This window comes from Cellulomonas terrae (assembly GCF_007990265.1).
GTDB lineage: Bacteria > Actinomycetota > Actinomycetes > Actinomycetales > Cellulomonadaceae > Cellulomonas > Cellulomonas terrae.
Genome location: NZ_BJWH01000005.1, coordinates 97,581 through 115,997, shown reverse-complemented (window position 1 = coordinate 115,997; position 18,417 = coordinate 97,581). Strand labels below are relative to the sequence as shown.

Below are 18,417 nucleotides of genomic sequence, written 5' to 3'. Positions count from 1 at the left end.
CCACCATGACGACCACCAGCGCCGACGACGGTGCCGCCGTTACCGACGAGGACCTGGCCGGCGCCGGGGTCCCCGGGAGCACCGGGAGCGCAGCGACCATCGCCCTGATCGCCGAAGAGGCCGGCGTCTCCATCCCGACGGTCTCCAAGGTGCTCAACGGCCGCACGGACGTCGCCGCGGTCACCCGGGCGCGCGTCGAGGAGGTCATCGACCGCCACCAGTACCGCCGCCGCCGGGGCCGCGCCCAGACCGGGCCGGGCCTCCTCGACCTCGTCTTCCACGAGCTCGACGCGGGCTGGTCCGTGCAGATCATCAAGGGCGTCGAGTCCGTCGCCGGGCCCGAGCGGCTGGGGGTCGTGCTCTCCGAGCTGGGCGGTGCGCACCGGCCCCGCCAGGAGTGGCTGGACGACGTGCTCGCCCGGCGCCCGCGCGGCGTCATCCTCGTCCTGTCCGACCTCGACCCCGCGCAGCGCCGCCAGCTGGAGACCCGGTCGATCCCGTTCGTCGTCGTCGACACCGCCGGCGAGCAGCCCGCGGGCGTCCCGACCGTGGGCTCCGCCAACTGGGCGGGTGGCCTGGCGGCCACGCGACACCTGCTCGGACTCGGTCACCGCAAGATCGCCGTCGTCTCCGGCCCGGTCGACGTGCTCTGCAGCCGTGCCCGCATCGACGGGTACCGCACCGCGCTCGACGAGGCCGGCGTCGCCGTCGACCCGGGTCTGGTCCGGTACGGCGACTTCTTCGTCGGCGGCGGCTACACGCACGGCATGGACCTGCTCGACCGGCCCGACCGGCCGACCGCGATCTTCGCCGGCTCCGACTTCCAGGCCCTCGGCGTGCTCCGCGCCGCCCGAGAGCTCGGTCTGCGGGTGCCGCAGGACCTGTCCGTCGTCGGCTACGACGACCTGCCCGTCACCGAGTGGATCGGCCCCCCGCTCACCACCATCCATCAGCCGCTCTACGAGATGGCCGCGACCGCCACCCGGATGGTGCTCGGCATGGCCCGCGGCGAGGCACCCACCAACCCGCGCATCGAGCTGGGCACCGAGCTGGTGATCCGCGAGAGCACCGCACCCCCGCCGACGGTGTCCTGACCGTGGCCCTGTTCGACCTCCCGCTCGACCAGCTCGAGCGCTACCGCTCCGACGTCCCGGCGCCCCCCGACTTCGACGAGTTCTGGGCGTCCTCGGTCGGCACCGCCCGCGGCCACGACGTGCTGGTCGACGTGGTGCCCGTGGCGACCGGGCTGACGCTCGTCGACACGTGGGACGTGACGTTCGCCGGGTTCGACGGGCAGCCGGTGCGCGCCTGGTACACCCGGCCCGCCGGCGTGGCCGCGGACCTGCCGGCCGTCGTCGAGTACCTCGGCTACGGGCGTGGTCGCGGGCTGCCGCAGGAGCGGCTGACCTGGGCCGCCGCCGGGTACGCGCACCTGTTGATGGACACCCGCGGCCAGGGCGGCCAGTACGGCTCCGGCGGCGTCACCCCGGACCCCGTCGGGTCCGGACCGGCCGCCCCGGGCTTCGTCACGCGCGGCATCCTCGACCCCGCCACGTACTACTACCGCCGCGTCTTCACCGACGCCGTCCGCGCCGTCGACGCCGTGCGTGCCCTGGCGTCGGCGGCGACCAGCCCCGTGGCGCGCCCGTCAGCGGGTCCGGGCCGCCCGTCCGAGTCGTCTGCGCCAGGTGTGGCCGTCGTCGGGAACAGCCAGGGCGGCGGGATCGCCCTCGCGGTCGCCGGCCTGGTGCCCGACCTGGCCGCAGTCATGGTCAGCGCACCGTTCCTGTGCGACGTCCCGCGGGCCCTGGCGATCACCGACGCCGACCCGTACGGCGAGGTCGTCCGGTACCTCGCCGTTCACCGCGGCGCGGCCGACCAGGTGCTCCGGACCCTGTCGTACGTCGACGGCGTCCACCACGCCCGCCGCGCGACTGCCCCGGCACTCTTCGCGACGGGCCTGCGCGACACGGTCTGCCCGCCGTCGACAGTCTTCGCCGCCCACAACGCCTACGCGGCGAAGCGGGAGATCGCGGTCTACCCGTACAACCACCACGAGGGCGGCGAGGCCCACCACACCGCCCGCCAGCTGACCTGGCTGGCGACCCGGCTCGGCGCCTGACTCACGAACCCGTCCGCGAGAACGGCAGTGTGCGACGAGCGCGGCAGTTCGAACTGCTGCGCTCGTCGCGAACTACCGTTCTCGAGCCGGGGTGGGCGGACTCAGGCTCAGCGGCCCGTGCCGTCGACCGCGTACGGGTCGATGGCGGCGATCTCCTCGGCTGTGAGCGGCGGGGCGCTCAGGGCCTTGACGTTGTCCTCCAGCTGCGCGACCGAGCTCGCACCGACCAGCGCCGACGTGATGCGGTCGTCGCGCAGCACCCAGGACAGGGCCAGCTGCGCGAGCGACTGCCCGCGGCCGGACGCGATCTCGTTCAGGGCACGTGCGCGGGACAGGTACGTCTCCGACAGGGCCGACGGCTTGAGGAAGTGGCCGACGGCGGCGCGCGAGTCGGCGGGCACGTCGCCGGACAGGTACCGCCCGGTGAGCAGACCCTGCGCGAGCGGGGAGAACACGATCGTCCCGATCCCCAGGTCACCGACGACGTCGAGCAGGCTCTCCGTCTGGTCGTCGGCGACGTTCTCGATGTGGCGGTTGAACATCGAGTAGCTCGGCTGGTGGATGAGCAACGGGGTGCCGAGGTCGGCGAGCACCTGCTGCGCGGTCCGCGTCTGCGCCGGGGAGTAGTTGGAGATGCCCGCGTAGAGCGCCTTGCCGCTGGTCACGGCCGTGTGCAGGGCGCCCATCGTCTCCTCGACCGGCACCGACGGGTCGGGGCGGTGGGAGTAGAAGATGTCGACGTAGTCCACGCCGATGCGGCGCAGCGACTGGTCCAGCGAGGACAGCAGGTACTTGCGCGAGCCGCCGTCGCCGTACGGCCCGGGCCACATGTCGTACCCGGCCTTGGACGAGATGACCAGCTCGTCGCGGTACGGGCGCAGGTCGGACGCGAGGATGCGGCCGAAGTTCTCCTCCGCGGAGCCGTACGGCGGGCCGTAGTTGTTCGCCAGGTCGATGTGCGTGATGCCCAGGTCGAACGCGCGACGCAGGACCGCACGCTGGGTGTCCAGCGGCGTCGTGTCACCGAAGTTGTGCCACAGGCCGAGCGACAGGGCGGGCAGGTCCAGCCCGCTGCGGCCGGTCCGGCGGTAGGTCATCGAGTCGTAGCGGGTGCCGTCGGCAGCAAAAGGCATGTCTCCACGCTATCCGTAGGATCGGCGCGTGCTGCACGTCGCGTTCTTCGAGCCCCGCATCCCCGGCAACACCGGCAGCGCCATCCGGTTGGCGGCCGGCACCGGCTCGACCCTGCACCTGGTGGAGCCGCTCGGGTTCGACCTGTCGGAGGCCAAGCTGCGCCGGGCGGGGCTCGACTACCACGACCTCGCGCACGTGGTGGTGCACCCGGACCTGGAGGCCCTGCTCGCCGCGGAGGCCGGCCGGGTCTACGCCTTCACGACCCACGCGACCCAGCACCACACCGACCTGGCGTACCGCCCGGACGACATCCTGCTGTTCGGCCCGGAGCCCACGGGACTGCCGGCGGAGGTCCTCGCACACCCCCGCATCACCGCGCAGGTGCGGATCCCGATGCTCCCCGGCCGGCGCTCGATGAACCTCTCGAACGCCGCAGCTGTCGCCACGTACGAGGCGTGGCGACAGCTGGGCTTCGAGGGCGGCGTCTAGCCGAGCCTCCACCTCTGGGCGTCGGCGCCGTTGCAGTCCCAGATGTGCGCCTGCGTGCCGGGCGTCGTGGAGTGCCCGGGGTTGTCGAGGCAGCGGTTGGACTGCGGGTTGTAGTACCCGCCGTTCCGCGGGATCCACACCTGCGCGCCCGTGCCGTTGCAGTCGTAGAGCTGCACCTTCGTCCCGTTGGCCGTGCCGCCGCCGGCGATGTCGAGGCACTTGCCCTGGACGCGCAGCGTCGTGCCGGCCTCGACGAAGGTCCACTTCTGGGCGACCGTGCCGTTGCAGCCCCAGATCTGGATCTTGTTGCCGTTTGCCGTGCTCTGCGCGCTGTTGTCCAGGCACATGCCGTTGGCGTTCACCAGCGCGACGCCGGTGCCGGTGGGCGGCGGGTTCGTCGTGCCGCCGCCGGTGAACGGCTGGATGATCAGGCCCGCCGCGGACGGGGAGCCGTCGTGCACCAGGGACTCGAACGCGCCGACGTCGTCGAACGCGAACGCGTACGCCTTCCCGTCGGCCATGTTGGCGTGCACGATCCGTGCGTACTGGTTGGTCGGGTTGCTCTTGTAGAACGCCGACGCGTCGGTGCTCGGCTGCGTGTCCACCGTGCCGAGCGTGCCGCGGTTGAGCGCGGCGCACAGCGTGCGGGCGATCGGGCCGACGACCTGGTCGTTCGGCGCGTGCAGCGCACCGTCGCAGCCCCACACGTCGGCGCTGCTGGGCCGGTTGAACGACGCGACCTGCTGACCGGCGGCGTTCGTGAACCGCATCGTCGTGCCCGAGGTGCGGCCGAAGTACTTCAGGTTCGGCTGGTCGCCGAACGGCACCACGGTGAGGGTCTTGCCCGTGTACGCGTTCCACGCGGACGCGATGTAGGGGTCGAGGTACGTGGTGCTGAACAGGCCCGCACCCGCCGCCTTGCCGGGGGCGAGCACGCGCAGGACCGTGCCGTCGGAGCGACGCACCACGGTGTTGCCCCAGCCGGGCTGGGCCGCGATCTGGTTGATCGTGTTCTCCCGGCCGTTCGCGACCAGGTCGCCGGTGCGACGGGTGCCCTGCGCACCGGTGACCGTCACGGTGTGCGGGACGGCGAACATGTCGACCTGCGAGCTGTTCAGCCACAGCCCGGCGTCGTTGTAGGTGAACTCGCTCCAGTCGAACAGGATCTGGTGGTTGGCGTCACCGGACGCCCACGGCGCCGGCTGCACGAGCCCGTCGGGCGTGAGGAAGAACTTCAGCTTCTGGCCGAGGGAGAAGTACACGCGCCCGGAGATGCCGCGCGGCACCTGGACCGTCGTGCTGCCGCCGTTGCCGGGGCCGGCGATCGCCACGTCGGGCGCGGCCGACGGGGGGTTCGACCCGGCCGGCCATGCGGTGAACGTGCCCGCCGCGTTGACGTAGCCGAGCCGGCCCGTGCTCAGGTTGGTCCCGAGCACGTACACGTAGACCGCCTCGCTGCGGCCGCTGGAGTTCGTGATGGTCAGCGGGAGCCGGTCAGGCCCCACCGCCTGCGCTCCCGCGGCGGCCGCCACCATCGTCGTCACCGCGACCGCGAGCGCACTGAGCGCCCCGATCACTCGTCTGCTGGTCGTCATCGACCCGCTCCTCACTCAGTTGCCGGCTTGCCCCACCCGTGTTGACACGTATCAACACCAGTCGCAGGACCTTATGACTCCGCGGATGAGTGCGCAAGGGGTGCTACCGCCGCCCGTCAGGCAGGATCGGAGGGTGTTCACCACCCGCCCCGAGCTCGTCGGCACCGTCGGCATGGTCGCCTCGACGCACTGGCTCGCGTCGTCCGTCGGCATGCGCGTGCTCGAGGCCGGCGGCAACGCGTTCGACGCCGCGGTCGCCGCGGGCTTCACGCTGAGCGTCGTCGAGCCGCACCTCAACGGTCCCGGCGGCGACGCCCCGATCATCGGCCACCGCGCCGCCGACGGGCACACGTTCGTGATCTGCGGGCAGGGCACCGCACCCGCCGCCGCGACCATCGACACCTACCGTGACCTGGGCCTGGACCTCGTCCCCGGCACGGGCCACCTGGCCGCCGTGGTCCCCGGGGCGTTCGGCGCCTGGCTCGACCTGCTCGCGCGGTACGGCACCCTCCCGCTGGCCGACGTGCTCGCACCCGCGATCGGCTACGCGCGCGACGGGTACCCCCTGGTCCGGGCCGCGTCGCGCACCGTCGCGACGGTCGCGCCGATGTTCACCGAGCACTGGCCCACGTCCGCCGCGGTCTACCTCCCGCACGGCGAGGTCCCGGCGCCGGGTGCGCGCTTCCGCAACCCGGTGCTGGCCGACACGTTCGAGCGGCTCCTGACCGGCGCCGGCTCACGCGAGGCGCAGATCGAGGCCGCCCGGCACGCGTTCTACGAGGGGTTCGTCGCCGAGGCCGTCGACGCGTTCCAGTCGGGCGTCGCCGTGCAGGACTCCTCCGGCCGGCGGCACACCGGGCTGCTCCGGGCGTCGGACCTGGCCGGCTGGCGAGCGACCGAGGAACCGACGACATCGCTGCGGTTCGCCGGCCGGACCGTGCACAAGACCGCCGCCTGGGGACAGGGACCGGTGCTCCTGCAGCAGCTCGCGATGCTCGACGCCCTCGGCGTCGCCGACCTGGTGCGCACCAACGACACCGTCGAGCTCGTGCACACCGTGGTCGAGGTGGCCAAGCTCGCGTTCGCCGACCGGGAAGCCTGGTACGGCGACGTCGACGACGTCCCGCTCGACACCCTGCTCTCCGGCGCGTACGCCGCCGAGCGCGCGCGGCTCGTCGGCCACGACGCCTCCGAGGGCCTCCTGCCGGGCTCGCCCGACGGGCGCGTCCCCCGCGTCGCCGCGGCCCTGTGGGCGGCTCGCACGGAGGCGGGGCCGGGCGTCGGAGAACCCACCATCTCGCCGACCGGGCTGAGCCCGGGCGACACCTGCCACGTGGACGTCGTCGACCGGTGGGGCAACCGCGTGTCCGCGACACCCTCGGGCGGCTGGCTGCAGTCGAGCCCGGTCGTCCCCGGCCTCGGCTTCGCGCTGCCCACCCGAGCGCAGATGTTCTGGCTCGAGCCGGGCCTGCCCACCAGCCTCGCGCCCGGCAGGCGACCGCGGACGACGCTGAGCCCCGCCCTGCTGCTCGACGACGACGGGTCGGGCGTGGCGTTCGGCACCCCCGGCGGCGACCAGCAGGACCAGTGGACCGTACCGTTCCTGCTCCGGCACCTCGTCGGCGGCGCCGGTCTGCAGGCGGCCATCGACGCGCCCATGTGGCACTCGACGCACGTCCCGAGCTCGTTCTACCCGCGCACCCGCACGCCGCGCGGGCTGGTCGCCGAGGCACGCCTCGGGAGCGACGTCCTGGACGCGCTCGCGGCGCGCGGGCACGACGTGGAGACGGTCGGACCGTGGGAGCTCGGGCGGCTCAGCGCGGCCGGGGTCCGGCCGGACGGGATGCTCGTCGCGGCGGCGAACCCGCGAGGGATGCAGGGCTACGCCGTCGGTCGGTGAGCCGAGTCCTCCGATGACTTGTGGTCTCGATGAGGGTTCGATGAGGGATCGACGCCGGGAGGCGCTCAGACATCGGACCACTGCTAGCGTCCGGTCCATGCCCAATGTCGTGGATGCCCACCTCCAGGTGTGGAACCCGGACACGGTGCACTACCCCTGGATGACCGCGGAGAACGCGGCGGTGCACCGCACGTACCGGGTCCCGGACATCGAGGACCAGCTGGCCGACGAGGACGTCGCCTGGGTGGTCCTCGTGCAGGCCGCGGACAACCGCGCGGACTCCGAGCTCATGCTCTTCCAGGCCCTCTCCTCCTCCCGGGTCGCCGGCGTCGTGGCCTGGGTGCCCCTTGACGCCCCCGACGACGCCGCCACGCAGCTGGACAAGTGGCGGCGGGAGCCGATCGTGGGCATCGGCCACCGCGGGCACGACGACCGCGAGCCCGACTGGCTGCTCGACGCGGCCGTCGACGACAGCCTGACGCTCCTCACCGAGCGACGCCTGACGCTCGACCTCACGGCACACACCCCGACCGCGCTCGCGCACGTCGCGACCCTCGCCGAGAACCATCCCAAGCTGACGGTCGTGCTCGACCACCTCGGCTCTCCCCCGCTCGCCGCGCTGCGGTCCGGCGAGCGCGACGGCTGGACCCGCTGGTCCGCGCTGCTCGGCGCGGTCGCGGAGATGCCGAACGTCGTCGCCAAGCTGTCCGGGCTGGCCACCGCGGCCGGGGCGGGCTGGACCCCGGACCACCTGCGGCCTGCCGTCGACCGCGCGCTGGAGGTGTTCGGGCCCGACCGCCTCATGCTCGGCAGCGACTGGCCGTACGCGCTCCTGGAGGGCGACTCCTACGCCCAGGTCTGGCACGGCCTGCGTTCCACGGTCGACCAGCTGAGCGACGACGACCGGGCGGCGGTGCTCGGCGGTACGGCCACGCAGGTGTACGGGCTCCCGTTCGACGCGTACTGACCGCGTCACCGCGTAGGTTCGCTCCGTGTCACGTTCCGACGACGTCGTCGCCGGGGTCAAGCAGATGATCCTCGACGGACGGCTCCACGCAGGGCAGCGGCTGCCCGCCGAGAAAGAGCTCGCCGCGACCCTCGGCGTCTCCCGCGGCTCCCTGCGCGAGGGCGTCCACGCCCTGGGCACGCTCGGCATCCTCGAGTCGAGGCACGGCGACGGCACCTACGTGACGACGCTCGACCCCGCGCTGCTGCTCGCCCCCGTCGGCTTCGTCGCCGAGCTCCAGGACGACGCCGCCGCGTTCCACACCGTGCGCCGCCTCCTCGAGACCGAGGCCGCCGGCCTCGCCGCGCTGCACATCGGCGACGACTGTCTCGCCCGGCTGCGCGCCGCGCTCGACGAGACCGCGCGCGCCCTCGTCGAGGTGCCGCTCGACCACGACCGACTCGTGGACGCCGACCTCGCGTTCCACGAGGAGGTCGCCCGAGCGTCCGGCAACCCCGTGCTCGCGGCGCTGGTCGTCGGCCTCGCCGGCCGGGCGTCCCGGACCCGGCTGTGGCGGGGGCTCTCCCACGACGGCGCCGAGAACCGGGCGTTCGTCGAGCACGAGGCGATCCTCGCCGCCGTCGCCGCGCGCGACCCCGACCGGGCGCGCCTGCGGATGGCGACGCACCTGCTCGGCCTGGAGGACTCCGCGACGGGCGTGTGGTCGCCCGCGAACGCCTAGATGCCGGGTGTGGAGTCGCGCAGGACCACCTGCGTCGGGACGTGCGTCAGCCGGGGCTCGTCCGACGCGTCCGCGAGGGCCAGCTCCGTGGCGGCGATCCCGATGTCGACCAGCGGGATCCGCACGGTCGTCAGGGCCGGGACGACGTCCCGCAGCGTCGAGATGTCGTCGAACCCCGCGAGCGCCACGTCCTCCGGCACGCGGACCCCCGCCTCACGACCGGCGGCGAGCGCACCGAGGGCCATGACGTCGTTCACCGCGAACACGAGCTCGGGCAGCTCACCGCCGCGCAGCAGGGCGCGCATCGCGTCCTCGCCGCCCTCGTGCGTGAACGCGCTCGTGATGACGGCGTCGTCCGGCACCGGGCTGCCCAGCTCCGCGAGCGCCCCCCGGAACGCGTCGCGACGCTCGCACGCCGTCAGGTGGTCGGCGGGGCCGGCCAGGATCGCGAACCGGCGGTATCCACGGCCGTGCAGAGCCTTCGCCAGGTCCCCGGCGCCCTGCGCGTTGTCGACCACGATGCTGTCCACGCCCAGGATGGGCTGACCGATCAGGGCGACGGATCCCCCGACCGACCGGTAGTCGGCGAGCGCCGCGCGGAGCTCGTCGTTGGTGGCCTCGTCGTCCAGGCGACCACCGGCGATGACGATCGCGCGCGCCCGCTGCCGCTTGAGCAGGTCGACCAGCCCGCTCTCGCGGCTCGGGTCGTGCTGGGTGCTCGCGAGCGTGACCTGCAGGCCGGCGCGGTCGGCCGCCCGGGCGACCCCCGCCGCGATCGAGGAGAAGTAGGGGTCCGCGATGTCGTGCACGACGAGGCCCAACGACGTCGTCCGGCCGCGAGCCATCGCCTGGGCGTTCGCGTCCGGCGTGTACCGCAGCCGGGTCGCCGCGGCGAGCACCCGGTCGCGCAGGTCGGCGCGGACGGTGCGGTTGGCGCTGCCGTTGATCGCGCGGGAAGCGGTGGCCAGCGAGACGCCGGCCTCGCGGGCGACGTCACTGAGCGTCACGGAAGCAGCCATGGTCAGGAGGGTAGGCGCTTGCCCCGGGTCGATGGCTCGTTCCGGCCGGGCACGCCGGTGGAATGCGCGGGAAAGCGGTATCCTGAGCCGGTGACGACGACGTTCAGCCTGGCCGACTGCGTTCTCGTGCTGCGTCCCGACGACGACGTCGGAGTCGCCACCCGGGACCTGCAGTCCGGCACCGTCCTGGACTCCCTCGTCGTCACCCAGAGCGTGCCCCGCGGGCACAAGCTCGCCGTCCGCGCCGTGGCTGCCGGAGCGCCGGTGCACAAGTACGGGCAGTCGATCGGCCGAGCCACCCGGGACATCGCCGTCGGCGACCACGTGCACGCGCACAACCTCGGCATGGACGACGACGAGCGTTCCTACGAGTTCGGCACCGCCCGCGTCACGCTGCCGACCCCGGACGGACCGGTCCGCACGTTCGACGGGTACGCGCGCAGCGACGGCCGGTGGGGCACCCGCAACTACGTCGGCATCGTCACCTCCGTGAACTGCTCCGCGTCGACCGCCCGGCTCATCGCCGACCAGTTCCGCGGCCGCGTCCTGGACGCCTACCCGCACGTCGACGGCGTCGTCGCCCTCACCCACGACACCGGCTGCGGCCTCGTGCCCACCAGCGAGGGCGCCCAGATCACCCGACGCACCCTGCGCGGCTACGCCGACCACCCGAACGTCGCCGGGCTGCTCGTCCTCGGGCTCGGCTGCGAGATGCTCCCCGCGGAGTCGCTCCTGGACGGCCTCGACCTGCCCGCCGACAAGCCCGTCACGACGCTCGTCATCCAGGAGACCGGCGGCATCCGCCGGACCGTGCGCGCCGGCGTCGAGGCGATCGAGGCGATGCTCCCCGCGATCGACGCCCTGCGGCGCACCCCCGCGCCCGTCTCCGAGCTCGTCCTGGGCCTCAACTGCGGCGGGTCCGACGGGTACTCCGGCATCACCGCCAACCCCGCGCTCGGCCACGCCTCCGACCGCCTGGTCGCCGCCGGCGGTACCTCGATCCTCGCCGAGACCCCCGAGGTGTTCGGCGCCGAGCACCTCCTGCTGCGCCGCGCCGTCTCCCGTGACGTCGGCCAGAAGCTGCTCGACCGGCTCGACTGGTGGAAGGGCTACACCGCGGCCGGCGGCGGCACCATGGACAACAACCCCTCCCCCGGCAACAAGGCCGGCGGCCTGACGACCATCCTCGAGAAGTCGCTCGGCGCCGTCGCCAAGGGCGGCACCGCCGAGCTGGTCGAGGTGTACGAGTACGCCGAACCCGTCACCGCCCGCGGCTTCACCTTCATGGACACCCCCGGATACGACCCCGTCTCCGTCACCGGCCTCGTCGCCGGCGGCGCGACCGTCGTCGTCTTCACCACCGGTCGCGGGTCCGTCCTGGGCTGCAAGCCGACCCCGTCCATCAAGGTCGCGACGAACACCGCCACGTACCTGCGGATGACCGAGGACATGGACCTCAATGCCGGGCGCATCGTCGACGGCACGGCGACCGTCGCGTCGGTCGGCGACGAGCTGTTCGAGCTGATCATCGCCGTCGCCTCCGGCCGCCAGACCGTCTCCGAGGAGCTCGACCTGGGGTCCGACGAGTTCGTCCCCTGGCAGCTCGGCGCCGTCACCTGAGCGGTGCCGCGTGGTGCGCACGTCTCGCGGCCCGGTCACCCCGCCGCGATCTAATGGGACCGTAGGGTCAGTCGTCGAGCCAGCGCAGCACGGTGCGGCCGAAGGCGCCGACGAGGGCGAGCCGGGACGTGACGCTGCACGTCCGGCACACGAGGACGTGGTTCACCCACGGCATCCCGCTCACCTGGTCGATCCCCTGGACGTCGAGGGTCGTCGCCCGGCACCTCGGGCACAGCAGCTGCCCCTCGGGGTCCAGCTCCAGCGATGCACCGGGCATCGCGGACGGCAGGGTCGAGTGGCTCATCGGGTACCTCCGGGGTCGTGCTGAGCGTGCGGTTGCTGGCCCAAGTGCACCACGGGACCGCGGGCACGCGCCCGTCGGTCCACCTCGGCGTGGCGACCACCACACGGGGCCGCGCACGCCGAGGCGACGCGAGGACGCGTGCTCAGCGGTCGACGCGGGCCCCGCCGCCTCCTGCGAGCTTGAGCACCTCGGCCTTGCTGACCATGGTCGTGTCCCCCGGTGTCGTCATCGCCAGGGCACCGTGCGCGGCGCCGTACTCGACCGCGGTCTGCAGGTCCTCGCCGGCGAGCAGCCCGTACGCCAGGCCGGACGCGAAGGAGTCGCCGCCCCCGACCCGGTCGAGGATCTCCAGGCGCTCCCGGTGCGTGGCGCTGACCACCCCCGTGCCCTTCGACCACGCGATGGCGCCCCAGTCGTTCACCGTCGCGGAGTGCACGGTGCGCAGCGTCGTGGCGATGACCCGGAAGTTCGGGTAGGTCTCGGCCACGCGGTCGATCATCGCGGCGAACGACGAGAGCTCCAGCGCCGACAGGTTCTCGTCGACCCCGTCCACCTCGAAGCCGAGCGAGGCGGTGAAGTCCTCCTCGTTGCCGATCATGACGTCGATGTGCGGCGCGATCGCCCGGTTGACCTCCTGCGCGCGCGCCTGCCCGCCGACGGCCTTCCAGAGGCTCGGCCGGTAGTTGAGGTCGTAGCTGACGATCGTGCCGTGCTTGCGCGCGACCGTGACGGCCTCGATCACGGTCTCGGCGGCCGTGTCGGACAGCGCCGCGAAGATGCCGCCCGTGTGGAACCAGCGCACCCCGAGCTCGCCGAAGAGGTGCTCCCAGTCGACGTCCCCGGGAGCCAGCTGGGCCGCGGCGGTGTGGCCGCGGTCGCTCACGCCGACCGCGCCACGGACCCCGAAGCCACGCTCGGTGAAGTTGAGACCGTTGCGGACCTGACGCCCGATGCCGTCGTAGGGCACCCACTGGATGAACGAGGTGTCCAGCCCGCCGGTGAGGATCAGGTCCTCGACCAGCCGGCCGACCTCGTTGTCCGCGAGCGCGGTGACGATCGCGGTGCGCAGGCCGAACGCCCTGCGCAGCCCGCGGGACACGTTGTACTCGCCGCCCCCCTCCCAGGCCCGGAACGACCGGGCGGTGCGGATACGACCCTCGCCGGGGTCGAGGCGGAGCATGACCTCGCCGAGGGAGACGGCGTCGTAGCGTGTCTCGCCCGCGGGGCGGATGACCAGGTCGGACATGAGCGGTGTTCCTTCGCGATCGAGGTCAGGGGTGGGCGACGAGGCTGACGGCCTCGGCGGTGAGGTCCCGGACGGCGTCCAGGTCGCCGCCGCGGATGAGGTCACGGGGAACCATCCAGGAGCCGCCGACCGCCCGGACGGAGGGCAGCGCCAGGTACTCCGCGAGGTTGCCGGGGCCGATGCCGCCCGTGGGCACGAACCCGACGTCGCCGAACGGCGCGGCGAGCGCGGCGACCGCCTTGGCCCCGCCCGAGGTCCCGGCCGGGAAGAACTTCACGGTGGTCAGGCCGAGCTCGAGCGCGGCCTGCACCTCGGTGGCCGTGACCGCACCGGGCAGGGCGAGGATGCCGTGCTCCTGGCAGCGCTCGACCACCGCACGGCTGGTGCCGGGCGACACGACGTAGGAGGCACCCGCGGCCACGGCGTCGTCGACCTGCTTCGGGGTCAGTACCGTGCCCGCACCCACGAGGACGTCCCCGCGAGCGGCGATGGCGCGGATCGCGTCGGCTGCGGCTGCCGTACGGAAGGTCACCTCCGCGACGGGGAGCCCCCCGTCGACGAGGGCCTGCGCCAGCGCGTCGGCGTGCGAGGCGTCGTCGATCACGACGACGGGGACCAGGCGGTGCGCCGCGAGGCGCTCCAGGATCTCGTTCACTTGTGCTCCTTCGCACCGTGCTCGGGCCCGCTCGAGGGCGGCGGGAAGGCGTGTGCCGTGCTCGGCGGAGAGTAGGCCTGACGCGGGATCCGGTAGGCGAGGTCGACCGCGGTCTCGATCGCCTCGTCGGCGTCGAGCCGGTGCTCCGCCACGAGCCGGGCCAGGAAGCCTGCGTCGATGCGGCGGGCGAGGTCGTGCCGCGCGGGGATCGAGCAGAACGCGCGCGTGTCGTCGACGAACCCCGTGGTGTTGGCGAACCCGGCCGAGTCGGTGACCGCCTCACGGAAGCGCCGCATGCCGTCCGGGGTGTCGAGGAACCACCACGGCGCGCCCAGCCGCACGGCGGGGTACACGCCCGCGAGGGGAGCCAGCTCGCGGCTGAACGTGTCCTCGTCCACCGTGAACAGGACCAGTCGCAGCCCCGGGTGGTGACCGAACGCCTCCAGCACCGGGCGCAGGGCGCGCACGTACTCGGTCGTCGTCGGGATGTCGTAGCCGACGTCCGGACCGCGCAGGTCGAGGACCGCCCGGTCGTGGTCCCGCAGGACGCCCGGGTGCAGCTGCATGACCAGGCCGTCCTCGGCCGACATGCGGGCCATCTCGAACAGCATGTGACCCGAGAACGCCTGCGCGTCCGCCGCGCCCACGTCACCGCGCAGGGCCGCCGACACGATCCGCTCCGCCTCGGTCTCGCTCAGCGGCGTCGTGTCCGCGGAGAGGTGCCCGTGGTCCGTCGCGCGCGCGCCGGCCGCGACGAACGCCCTGCGGCGCTCCTCCAGAGCGTGCACGAGGTCGCGGTACCCACCGATCGTGACGCCCGACCGCTCCTCGAGCAGGGCGACGTCCGCCCGCCAGCCCCGGCGGTCGACGTGCAGCAACGCGTCCGGCCGGAACGTCGGCACGATCCGGTCGCCCCAGCCGCGGTCCGCCAGGTCGGCGTGGTCGGCGAGGGTCGCGGTCGCCGGGTCGGTGGTCGCGAGGATCTCGATCCCGAACTGGTCGAAGAGCGCCAGCGGACGGAACGCCGGCTTCTCCAGGCGCTCGGACAGGAGGTCGTACAGCCTGTCGGCGGAGTCGGCCGACGGCCGCTCGTCCACGCCGAAGACCTCGACGAGGACGTGCTCGAGCCAGTAGCGCGTGGGCGTCCCGCGGAACAGCGACCAGTGCGTCGCGAACGTGCGCCAGACCTCCCGCGGGTCCGCCACCACGCCCGGCCGGTCCCGGCGGGGAACCCCGAGGTCGTCGTGCGGTACGCCCTGGGACACGAGCATGCGCACCAGGTAGTGGTCGGGGGTGACCAGCAACGAGGCCGGGTCTGCGAAGGGCTCGTCACGCGCCAGCAGGCTCGCGTCGACGTGACCGTGCATCGAGACGATCGGCAGGTCCGCCGTCGCCGCCAGGATCTCCCGGGCGATCGGCCGCACCACGGGGTCGCTGGGCAACGCCCGGTCGGGGTGCAACGACCACCCGGTCTCGCTCACCATCACGATCCTCCTCGGAACAGCTGTCGTCCGCCGTCGGGAGGAACCTCCGATGACACGCGGTGCAAACGCATTCATCGCACCCAACCAGGTGAACGGGCTGACCACAAGACCTCTGACCGAACGGTCCCGCATGCCGGGACGGCCCTTGCGGCGGTCGGAGCGGCCGTGCTGAAATCGCATTCATCCATCGAGGGGTCGAGACGAGGAGGGACCGTGGTGGTCACGTTGCGCGACGTCGCGCGAGCCGCTGGCGTCTCGCCGGCGACGGCCTCCCGCGCGCTCAGCGCCCCCGACCTGGTCGCGCCGGCTCGTCGCGAGCACGTCCAGCAGGTCGCCCGCGACCTCGGCTACCGGCCCAACCGGGCCGCGCGGGAGCTCATCACCGGCCGCACGGGGAACCTCTGCCTCGTCGTGCCGGACCTCGAGAACCCCTTCTTCGCCGCCGTGGCCAAGGGCGTCCAGGCGCGGGCGCGGGCACTCGGCTTCGCCCTGCTCGTCGCGGACGCCGAGGAGGACCCCCGCCTCGAGAGCGAGCTGGTCGGGCACCTCGGCGCCCAGGTGGACGGCGTCATCCTGTGCTCGCCGAGGATGGCCGACGCCGCGCTCGACCGGCTCGGCCGGGACGTGCTCGACGACGACGTCCCCCTGCTGCTCGTCAACCGGCTGCACTCCGGGCTGCCGTCCGTCGTCATCGACAACGCCGACGGCGTCCGCCAGGCCGTGACCCACCTGTACGCGCTCGGGCACCGCCGGATCGGCTACGCCGGCGGACCGGTCGGCTCGTGGTCCGACGCCCAGCGGCGGCGCGGCCTCGAGCACGCGTCGCACGGCCTGCGCAGCGTCGAGGTGGTGGACCTCGGGCACTTCCCGCCGCTCTTCGGAGGCGGGGTGGCAGCAGGCGACCTCGTCGCCGCGAGCGGCGTCACCGCCGTCCTCGCCCACAACGACCTGCTCGCGCTCGGCATCCTGAGCCGGTTGCGCGCCCGGGGCGTGCGCGTGCCCGAGGACGTCTCCGTCGTGGGGTACGACGACATCCCGGCGGCGACCCTGGTGTCGCCGGCCCTCACCACCGTCACGGTCCCGCTCGCCCGGCTGGGCCGCGCGGCGGTCGACCTGCTCATCGAGGCGGGCTCCGTCCCGACAGCCGCCGAGTCCGCGCTCGCGGCGGCTCTGACGGCAGCGGAGCGGACGCGCCACCCGGCACCGGCGATCACGATCGGGGACATCGGCGCGGGGGCCGTCCCGCCCTCGGTGCTCATCGGGGTCGAGCTCGTGGTCCGCGCGTCCACGGGCGTGGCTCCCGCCCAGTCGTCGGCGGCCGGCGGATGACCGCCCTCAGCGGCGCGCCGCGGCTCTCCCGCGCGACCCTGTCCACCTCGAGGCTCCCGTCCGGGGTGCAGGCTCCCGCCGTCGACCCCGCGGACGTGAGCGTCGGCCTGGTCCACCTCGGGCTCGGCGCGTTCCACCGGGCGCACCAGGCCGTCTTCACCGAGGACGCCGCCGCGGCGTCGGGCGAGAACCGGTGGGGCATCCTCGGCGTCACGCAGCGCAGCGCCCGCGTGGTCGAGCAGCTCGCGCCGCAGGACGGCCTCTACGGCGTGCTGACCAAGGGCACCACCGAGACCTCGCTGCGGCTCGTCGGGTCGTTGCGCGACGTCGCGTTCCCCGGGGTCGACACCCCTCGGGTGCTCACGACCATCGCCGCGCCGACCACGCACGTCGTGACCCTGACCGTGACGGAGAAGGGGTACCGGCGGGCGGCCGACGGCCGCCCCGACCTGACGGACCCCGACCTGGCCGCCGACCTCGACTCCCTGGCGTCGGAGCTGCGCGGCGGCCGGCCCGACACGCCCGCCCGCTCTCCGCTCGGCCTGCTCCTGCGGGGCCTCGCCCTGCGCGCGAGGCAGGACGCCGGCAACCTCACCGTGGTCTGCTGCGACAACCTGGCTGACAACGGCGCCGTCCTCGCGGCGCTCGTCGGCACGACCCTCGACGCCGTGCCGAACGGCGACCGGCTCCGCGCGTGGGTCGAGACGTCGGTGTGCTTCCCTGGCACGATGGTCGACCGGATCGTGCCTGCGACGACCGACGCGCACCGTGCCGAAGCGCGGTCCCTGCTCGGACTGAGCGACGCCGGTCTGGTGATCGGGGAACCGTTCACGCAGTGGGTCATCCAGGACCGGTTCGCCGGGCCGCGCCCGGCGTGGGAGAGCGTCGGGGCGACGCTGACCGAGGACGTCGCGCCGTACGAGCGCGCCAAGCTGCGCGTCCTGAACGCCAGCCACTCGACCCTGGCCTACCTCGGCGCGCTGCGGGGATACACGACGATCGCGCAGGCGGTCGCCGACCCCGCCCTGGAGGCGACGGTGCGGGCGCTCGTCGACGACGACGTCCTGCCGACGCTCGTCGCCCCCGACGGGCTGGACCTCGCGCAGTACCGGGACGACGTCCTGGCCCGTTTCGCGAACCCGAACACCGGGCACACCACCGTGCAGGTCGCGATGGACGGCTCCCAGAAGCTCCCCCAGCGGCTGCTGGGCACGGTCCGCGACCGCCTGGACAGCGGTGCGGTCCCGACGGCGGCCGCCGCGACCGTCGCCGCCTGGATCGCCTACGTCCGGGCGACCTCGCAGGGCGAGCTCGAGGTCGAGGGTCGGCCGGTGGGGCTCGACGACCCGTTGGCGCCGACCCTCGCGGCCGCCGCCGAGGGGCCGCTTGGCTCTCTCGCCGACCGGATGCTCGACGTGCGAGTCGTGTTCGGCGACGACCTGGCCGGGTCGGACGTCTTCCGCTCAGCCGTCCGCGGCGCCGTCGCAGAGCTGGTGGGCATCCGGGCCTAGCCCGGACGGTCGCCTCGCCGCGGCGCCGTCGCAGAGCTGGTGGGCATCCGGGCCTAGCCGGGACGGTCGCCTCGCCGCGGCGCCGTCGCCGAGCTGGTGGGCCTCCGGACGCCCCGGAAGGTCGCCGCGCCACGGCGGCGACGCAGAGCGGTGGGCCTCCGGGCTAGCCCGGAAGGTCGCCGCGCCGCCGCGGCGGCGAGCCGTGCGGCGAGGCCTGGGGCCATGGCCCTGTGGCGACCGGGCGCAGCGCTTGCGCTCCAGGTGCACCCCGGCCGCCGACACGACGTCGGCCACCTGACGAGCACGACCCGGCCGTGAGCT

16 protein-coding genes are annotated in these 18,417 nt (G+C 73.7%); 9 read left to right on the top strand and 7 right to left on the bottom strand.

Features of this window, described 5'->3' with window-relative positions:
* Nucleotides 1–5: 5 nt before the first annotated feature.
* Together CTE05_RS07150 and CTE05_RS07145 are read left to right on the top strand one after the other, a co-directional pair.
* Nucleotides 6–1,094, top strand: coding sequence for a LacI family DNA-binding transcriptional regulator (locus CTE05_RS07150; protein WP_146845430.1), 1,089 nt, complete (start codon nt 6–8; stop codon nt 1,092–1,094).
* A gap of 2 nt (nt 1,095–1,096) precedes the next feature.
* Entirely contained in the window at nt 1,097–2,122 is a 1,026-nt protein-coding gene (locus tag CTE05_RS07145; RefSeq protein WP_146845429.1) for an acetylxylan esterase, read from the top strand.
* Nucleotides 2,123–2,229: 107 nt separating this feature from the next.
* On the opposite strand, the gene mgrA is transcribed toward CTE05_RS07145, so the two are convergent.
* Nucleotides 2,230–3,255 carry an L-glyceraldehyde 3-phosphate reductase gene (gene mgrA, locus CTE05_RS07140; RefSeq protein WP_146845428.1) on the bottom strand — a complete coding sequence of 342 codons (1,026 nt, stop codon included), beginning with the start codon at nt 3,253–3,255 and terminating at the stop codon, nt 2,230–2,232.
* A 28-nt stretch (nt 3,256–3,283) separates the two neighbouring features.
* On the opposite strand from mgrA, the gene CTE05_RS07135 reads away from it, so the two are divergent.
* Nucleotides 3,284–3,745 (top strand): tRNA (cytidine(34)-2'-O)-methyltransferase, encoded by a 462-nt coding sequence (locus tag CTE05_RS07135; RefSeq protein ID WP_146845427.1) that lies wholly within the window; start codon nt 3,284–3,286, stop codon nt 3,743–3,745.
* On the opposite strand, the gene CTE05_RS07130 is transcribed toward CTE05_RS07135, so the two are convergent.
* Entirely contained in the window at nt 3,742–5,340 is a 1,599-nt protein-coding gene (locus CTE05_RS07130) for a beta-1,3-glucanase family protein (RefSeq protein ID WP_146845426.1), read from the bottom strand. The two genes, CTE05_RS07135 and CTE05_RS07130, sit on opposite strands and share 4 nt — an antisense overlap.
* Before the next feature lie 85 nt (nt 5,341–5,425).
* Between CTE05_RS07130 and CTE05_RS07125 the strand changes: the two genes are divergently transcribed.
* The 3 genes from CTE05_RS07125 (at nt 5,426) to CTE05_RS07115 (ending at nt 8,928) form a co-directional block, all read left to right on the top strand.
* A complete protein-coding gene (locus CTE05_RS07125; protein ID WP_186814767.1) occupies nt 5,426–7,240 on the top strand; it encodes a gamma-glutamyltransferase family protein in 1,815 nt (604 codons plus the stop codon).
* A gap of 97 nt (nt 7,241–7,337) precedes the next feature.
* Entirely contained in the window at nt 7,338–8,207 is an 870-nt protein-coding gene (locus CTE05_RS07120; protein ID WP_146845424.1) for an amidohydrolase family protein, read from the top strand.
* A 25-nt stretch (nt 8,208–8,232) separates the two neighbouring features.
* On the top strand, nt 8,233–8,928 hold the full coding sequence (locus CTE05_RS07115) for a FadR/GntR family transcriptional regulator (RefSeq protein WP_146845423.1): 696 nt from the start codon (nt 8,233–8,235) through the stop codon (nt 8,926–8,928).
* On the opposite strand, the gene CTE05_RS07110 is transcribed toward CTE05_RS07115, so the two are convergent.
* Nucleotides 8,925–9,947, bottom strand: a complete 1,023-nt coding sequence (locus tag CTE05_RS07110) for a LacI family DNA-binding transcriptional regulator (RefSeq protein WP_146845422.1) — start codon at nt 9,945–9,947, stop codon at nt 8,925–8,927. The genes CTE05_RS07115 and CTE05_RS07110 overlap by 4 nt on opposite strands.
* Before the next feature lie 90 nt (nt 9,948–10,037).
* Here CTE05_RS07110 and CTE05_RS07105 point away from each other — a divergent pair, with 90 nt between their 5' ends.
* On the top strand, nt 10,038–11,567 hold the full coding sequence (locus tag CTE05_RS07105; RefSeq protein ID WP_246123391.1) for a UxaA family hydrolase: 1,530 nt from the start codon (nt 10,038–10,040) through the stop codon (nt 11,565–11,567).
* Between the two features lie 67 nt (nt 11,568–11,634).
* On the opposite strand, the gene CTE05_RS07100 is transcribed toward CTE05_RS07105, so the two are convergent.
* From CTE05_RS07100 to uxaC, 4 genes are all read right to left on the bottom strand, one after another.
* Nucleotides 11,635–11,871 carry a hypothetical protein gene (locus CTE05_RS07100; protein WP_146845421.1) on the bottom strand — a complete coding sequence of 79 codons (237 nt, stop codon included), beginning with the start codon at nt 11,869–11,871 and terminating at the stop codon, nt 11,635–11,637.
* A gap of 142 nt (nt 11,872–12,013) precedes the next feature.
* Nucleotides 12,014–13,117, bottom strand: a complete 1,104-nt coding sequence (locus tag CTE05_RS07095) for a sugar kinase (RefSeq protein WP_146845420.1) — start codon at nt 13,115–13,117, stop codon at nt 12,014–12,016.
* 25 nt (nt 13,118–13,142) lie between these two features.
* On the bottom strand, nt 13,143–13,772 hold the full coding sequence (gene eda / locus CTE05_RS07090; RefSeq protein WP_146845419.1) for a bifunctional 4-hydroxy-2-oxoglutarate aldolase/2-dehydro-3-deoxy-phosphogluconate aldolase: 630 nt from the start codon (nt 13,770–13,772) through the stop codon (nt 13,143–13,145).
* A complete protein-coding gene (uxaC, locus tag CTE05_RS07085) occupies nt 13,769–15,256 on the bottom strand; it encodes a glucuronate isomerase (protein ID WP_146845418.1) in 1,488 nt (495 codons plus the stop codon). Before uxaC ends, eda begins: the two co-directional genes overlap by 4 nt.
* Nucleotides 15,257–15,469: 213 nt before the next feature.
* Between uxaC and CTE05_RS07080 the strand changes: the two genes are divergently transcribed.
* Together CTE05_RS07080 and CTE05_RS07075 are read left to right on the top strand one after the other, a co-directional pair.
* Complete coding sequence (locus CTE05_RS07080) at nt 15,470–16,585, top strand: LacI family DNA-binding transcriptional regulator (protein WP_146845417.1); 1,116 nt, start codon at nt 15,470–15,472, stop codon at nt 16,583–16,585.
* The gene (locus CTE05_RS07075; protein WP_146845416.1) at nt 16,582–18,096 is read left to right on the top strand and encodes a mannitol dehydrogenase family protein; all 1,515 of its coding nucleotides are present in this window, start codon (nt 16,582–16,584) and stop codon (nt 18,094–18,096) included. Before CTE05_RS07080 ends, CTE05_RS07075 begins: the two co-directional genes overlap by 4 nt.
* The last annotated feature ends 321 nt before the right edge of the window (nt 18,097–18,417 follow it).

Excerpts from the sequence above, each read along its gene's own strand:
- uxaC (WP_146845418.1), bottom strand. The coding sequence starts at position 15,256 with ATGGTGAGCGAGACCGGGTGGTCGTTGCACCCCGACCGGGCGTTGCCC.
- CTE05_RS07120 (WP_146845424.1), top strand. The coding sequence starts at position 7,338 with ATGCCCAATGTCGTGGATGCCCACCTCCAGGTGTGGAACCCGGACACG.
- CTE05_RS07110 (WP_146845422.1), bottom strand. The coding sequence starts at position 9,947 with ATGGCTGCTTCCGTGACGCTCAGTGACGTCGCCCGCGAGGCCGGCGTC.
- CTE05_RS07130 (WP_146845426.1), bottom strand. The coding sequence starts at position 5,340 with ATGACGACCAGCAGACGAGTGATCGGGGCGCTCAGTGCGCTCGCGGTC.
- CTE05_RS07095 (WP_146845420.1), bottom strand. The coding sequence starts at position 13,117 with ATGTCCGACCTGGTCATCCGCCCCGCGGGCGAGACACGCTACGACGCC.
- CTE05_RS07075 (WP_146845416.1), top strand. The coding sequence starts at position 16,582 with ATGACCGCCCTCAGCGGCGCGCCGCGGCTCTCCCGCGCGACCCTGTCC.
- CTE05_RS07150 (WP_146845430.1), top strand. The coding sequence starts at position 6 with ATGACGACCACCAGCGCCGACGACGGTGCCGCCGTTACCGACGAGGAC.
- CTE05_RS07125 (WP_186814767.1), top strand. The coding sequence starts at position 5,426 with ATGAGTGCGCAAGGGGTGCTACCGCCGCCCGTCAGGCAGGATCGGAGG.
- mgrA (WP_146845428.1), bottom strand. The coding sequence starts at position 3,255 with ATGCCTTTTGCTGCCGACGGCACCCGCTACGACTCGATGACCTACCGC.
- CTE05_RS07100 (WP_146845421.1), bottom strand. The coding sequence starts at position 11,871 with ATGAGCCACTCGACCCTGCCGTCCGCGATGCCCGGTGCATCGCTGGAG.